The organism is Nocardiopsis sp. TNDT3 (assembly GCF_003427465.1).
Taxonomy (GTDB): Bacteria; Actinomycetota; Actinomycetes; order Streptosporangiales; family Streptosporangiaceae; genus Nocardiopsis; species Nocardiopsis dassonvillei.
This window is the reverse complement of sequence record NZ_QPFC01000970.1, coordinates 1-4,353: the sequence shown is the minus strand read 5'-3', so window position 1 is coordinate 4,353 and position 4,353 is coordinate 1. Positions and strand designations below refer to the sequence as shown.

General features: G+C 77.0%; 3 protein-coding genes and 1 pseudogene. 3 read left to right on the top strand and 1 reads right to left on the bottom strand.

Annotated features, from left to right (window positions below; translation table 11 throughout):
• A pseudogene (locus DQW06_RS22425) lies at positions 1–613 on the top strand (hypothetical protein); the annotation flags it as partial.
• Between the two features lie 51 nt (positions 614–664).
• Here the strand turns inward: DQW06_RS22425 and DQW06_RS22420 are convergent.
• A complete protein-coding gene (locus tag DQW06_RS22420) occupies positions 665–2,275 on the bottom strand; it encodes an FAD-binding oxidoreductase (protein WP_198662517.1) in 1,611 nt (536 codons plus the stop codon).
• A 17-nt stretch (positions 2,276–2,292) separates the two neighbouring features.
• On the opposite strand from DQW06_RS22420, the gene DQW06_RS22415 reads away from it, so the two are divergent.
• Together DQW06_RS22415 and DQW06_RS22410 are read left to right on the top strand one after the other, a co-directional pair.
• Positions 2,293–2,895, top strand: a complete 603-nt coding sequence (locus tag DQW06_RS22415; protein ID WP_013151359.1) for a TetR/AcrR family transcriptional regulator — start codon at positions 2,293–2,295, stop codon at positions 2,893–2,895.
• Positions 2,892–4,353: glycerol-3-phosphate dehydrogenase/oxidase (locus DQW06_RS22410; protein ID WP_157983561.1), on the top strand; the 1,462-nt coding region annotated here is incomplete at its 3' end. The genes DQW06_RS22415 and DQW06_RS22410, both read left to right, overlap by 4 nt.

Genomic DNA, 4,353 nt, shown 5'->3' with positions numbered 1-4,353 from the left:
GGCGGCCTCCCTGGGCGTCGTGGTGTGGAACATCGCCGACGGCCGCCCCTACGCGGGACTTCCCGACTGCGGACGGCTGCTGCCCGCCGAGGTGGTGGACTCCGTGCCCGGCACCGAGAGCCCCCGCGCCGAGGGCGAGTACACCACCGTCGAGGACGACGGGACGGCGTACCTGGCCGAGGCGGGCGTGCTCGGCTACCTCAACTGCAGTGTCGGGAACGTCGACGGCTTTCCCCTGCACGTCACCGCCTCCCTCTTCGAGTACGAGGACGGCGGGGAGGCCGTCGAGAGGTTCCACGGGGAGCTCGAGGACCAGCTCCGCGACCGCGAGCTGGGGCACCACGAGGAGGAGCAGGACCAGACGGCGGTGCTCCTGGACTGGCGCCCCGTGTCCGCGGGCGACACCGGGTACGCGGTGCTCTTCGAGGGCGACGGGCACACCGACGGCGACGCCTACGGCTCGGCGGTCTTCGTCACCGTCAACGTCGGTGTGACGGTCTCCTACACCGTCGGCGGAGGCGACGGCGTCGGCGAGGCCGAGGCCCTGGACTTCCTCGCCGACTTCGCCGGACGGGTGGAGCGCCAGCTCTCCCGAGAGGGGGAGCGGGCCTGAGGTCCTCCCGGGGGGCGGACGGCCGCCCCCGGGGCCCGGCCGGACGCCGCCCTACGGGGCGGGGATGAGCTTGCCCGGGTTCAGGACCCCCTCCGGGTCCAGCGCGGCCTTGACCGCGCGCAGCACCTCCCCGCCCAGGGGGCCGATCTCCGCGGCCATCCACGGCAGGTGGTCGGTCCCCACCGCGTGGTGGTGGGTGATCGTCCCGCCATTGGCGGCGATCGCCTCCGAGGCGGCCCGCTTGGCCCGGCCCCAGCGCTCCAGCGGCGCGGCCCCGGCCGCCGTCACCACCGTGAAGTACAGCGAGGCGCCCGTGGGGTAGGTGTGCGACACGTGGCACATCACCACGGCGCCGCCCTCCCCGTCCTCCAGCGCCCCGGTGAGCGCGCCGGAGACCGCCGCGTACAGCGGGAGCAGGCCGCTCCAGGGGGCCGCGGTCTCCAGGGTCTCGGCCAGCACCCCGGCCGACAGCAGGGAGTCGCGCAGGTAGGGCGCGGAGAACCGGTTGCCGCGCCAGTGCGCCACCGGCCCGGGGCCCAGCGGGGTGCCGCCCGCCCCGGCCATGGCCTCCCGCGCGGCGGCCGCGCGGACCTCCACCTCGGCGCCGGTGCCCTCGAAGCCCAGGACCGCCTGGCAGCCGGGCGCGGACTCGCGCCCTCCCACGGCCGCTCCCACGAAGGTCTCCGCCTCGTCCAGGACCCGCGCCATGGTCGGCCGGATCCCGGACTGGGCCAGGGTCCGCAGCGCGTCCACGCCCGCCGCGAAGTCGGGGAAGGACCACGCCTCGTCCAGCACGCGCTCGGGGCGGCGGCGGATCCGCAGGCCCACCTCGGTGATCACGCCCAGCGTCCCCTCCGAGCCCAGCAGCAGGCGGCCCAGGTCCGGACCGGCCGCCGAGGCGGGCGGTCCGCCCGTGTCCAGGGTGCCGCGCGGGGTGGCCGCGCGCAGCGAGACCACCATGTCCTCGAAGCGGCCGTACCCGGAGGAGGCCTGCCCGCTGGAGCGGGTGGCCGCGTAGCCGCCGAGGCTCGCGTACTCGTAGCTCTGCGGCAGGTGCCCGAGCGTGCACCCGTGCTCGGCCAGCAGCGCCTCGGCGCGCGGGGTGCGCACGCCCGCGCCCAGGACGGCGGTCATCGAGGCGGTGTCCACCGACACCAGCCGGTCCAGGCGGCGCAGGTCCAGGCAGACCACGGCGCGCAGACCGCCGCGCAGGGGCGCGACCCCGCCCACCACGCTGGTGCCGCCGCCGAAGGGCACTACGGCCACGCGCTCGGCCGAGCACACCTCCAGGACGCGCCGGACCTGGTCGTGGTCGGCGGGGTACAGGACGGCGTCCGGCGCGGGGTCGGCCCTGCCCGCGCGGCGCAGCAGCAGGTCGGGGGTGCTCTTGCCGCCGCTGTGGCGCAGCCGGGCGGCGTCCCCGTCGTCCACGTGGCCGGGCCCGACCACACCGGCGAGCAGTCCGCGCAGCCGCTCGTCCAGCCGGGAGGGGGGCAGCTCCACCCGCTCCTCGGGGACGGGGGGCAGGTCCGCCAGAGGGGCCCGCAGCACCTGGGAGACCAGGTCGCGCAGGCCGGGGTCCAGCGCGCGCGCCCGGGCGGGGTCGCCCCACCCGAACCAGCTCATCTCGGGCACCGCCTCCGAGGAAGTGTCGTCAGTCATGCTCTACAGTTTTACATATGGCGTCAATACGTAACGTTGAAGACCGCATCCTGGACGCGGCCCGCGCCTGCGTCGAGGCCTTCGGGGTGCGCCGCACCACCCTGACCGACGTGGCGCGCCGCGCCGGGGTCAGCCGACCCACCGTGTACCGGCGCTGGCCCGACGCGACCGCGCTCGTGGCCGACCTGCTCACCCGGGAGCTGCGGCGGATCCTCGCCGACCAGGGCGACGGCCCCGGCGGGCCCGCCGGGGAGGACGTGCGCGCCCGGCTGGTCCGGCACGCGGCCGGGGTCGCCCGCGCGCTGCTCGCCCACCCGCTGTTCGTCCGGATCGTGGACACCGAGCCCGAACTCCTGGCCACCTACACCTTCCAGCGGCTGGGCACCAGCCACCGGGCGGCCCTCGAACTGGTGGAACCGGTCGTGGCCGAGGGCCAGCGCGACGGGTCGGTGCGCGCGGGCGACCCCGCGGTGCTGGCCCGCCTCGTACTGGTCACGGTCCAGGGCACGGTCACCTCCCGCCGCCTGTTCGCCGACGTCACCGACGAGTCCGGCCTCGTCGACGAGCTCGCCGCCCTCCTGGACGGCTACCTCCGCCCCCCGAACCAGGAGAGCCCATGAGCCCCGCGGTCCCCGCCTCCTCCTCCCTCAACACCGCCCGGCGCGCGGCCGACCTCGCCGCGCTGGAGCACGACCCGCGGATCGACCTCCTGGTCGTCGGCGGGGGAGTGACGGGCGCCGGAGTCGCGCTCGACGCCGCCGCGCGCGGCCTGTCCACCGCCTTGGTCGAACGCCACGACCTGGCCTTCGGCACCAGCCGCTGGAGCTCCAAGCTGGTCCACGGCGGCCTGCGCTACCTGGCCGGGGGACAGGTCGCCATCGCCTACGAGAGCGCCCGCGAGCGCGACGTCCTCATGCGGGTCACCGCGCCGCACCTGGTGCGGCCCCTGCCCATGGTCGTCCCCGTCCACCGGGGGAGCGGACTCGCGCGCGCCCTGTTCGTCCGCGCCGGGGCGGGGGCGGGCGACCTGCTGCGGATCATGGCCGGGACGCCCGGCGGCGTGCTGCCCCGGCCCCGCGTGGTCGGTCCGCGCCAGACCCTGCGCCTGCTCCCGGGCGTCGCGCGGCGGGGGCTCCTCGGCGGTGTCGTGTCCTTCGACGGCCAGCTCGTGGACGACGCCCGCCTCGTGGTGGCCCTGGCCCGCACCGCCGCCCGCGAGGGCGCCCGGATCCTCACCCGCTGCTCGGCCGAGAGCCTTGCCGCCGACGGCGCCGTGCTGCGCGACGGGGTGACCGGCCGGATCGTCCCCGTGCGCCCGCGCGCGATCGTCAACGCCACCGGGGTCCACGCCGACCGGCTCGACCCCCACGTGCGGTTGAGCCCCAGCCGGGGCAGCCACCTGGTACTCGACGGCGCCGCCCTGGGCCGCCCCCGGGCCGCGCTCACCGTGCCGGTCGACGGCAGCGCCAGCCGCTTCGTGTTCGCCCTGCCCCAGCCGGACGGCCGGATCCTGGCCGGGCTCACCGACGAGCCCGTGGACGGCACCGTGCCGGACGTGCCCGAGGTGCCCGACAGCGACGTGGACTTCCTGCTGGACCAGTTCAACCGGGCCCTGGAGACCCGCCTGGAGCGCTCCGACGTCCTGGGCGCCTTCGCCGGGCTGCGCCCGCTGGTGCACGGGGTCGGGGACAGCGCCGACCTGTCCCGCGAGCACGCCGTCACGGTCGCCCCGAACGGCACCGTCACCGTGGTCGGCGGCAAGCTCACCACCTACCGCGCCATGGCCGAGCAGGCCGTCGACACCGCCGTGCGCTCCCGCGGGCTGTCCGCGGGCCCCTGCCGGACCCGCGCGCTGCCCCTGGTCGGCGCGGCCCCGCGCGAGGAGCTCGACGCCGTGGCCGCCCCGCGCCGCCTGGTGGCCAGGTACGGCACCGAGGCGGTCGCCGTGCTGGCCGAGGCCGACGCCGACCCGGAGCTGCTCGCTCCCCTCGTCCGCGGGGTCACCGGGGCCGAACTCCGCTTCGGGGTGCGCCACGAGGGAGCCATGGACGCCGCTGACCTGCTGGACCGCCGCACCC

Coding starts and splice junctions, on each gene's coding strand:
- DQW06_RS22415 (WP_013151359.1), top strand. CDS start 2,293: ATGGCGTCAATACGTAACGTTGAAGACCGCATCCTGGACGCGGCCCGC.
- DQW06_RS22420 (WP_198662517.1), bottom strand. CDS start 2,275: ATGACTGACGACACTTCCTCGGAGGCGGTGCCCGAGATGAGCTGGTTC.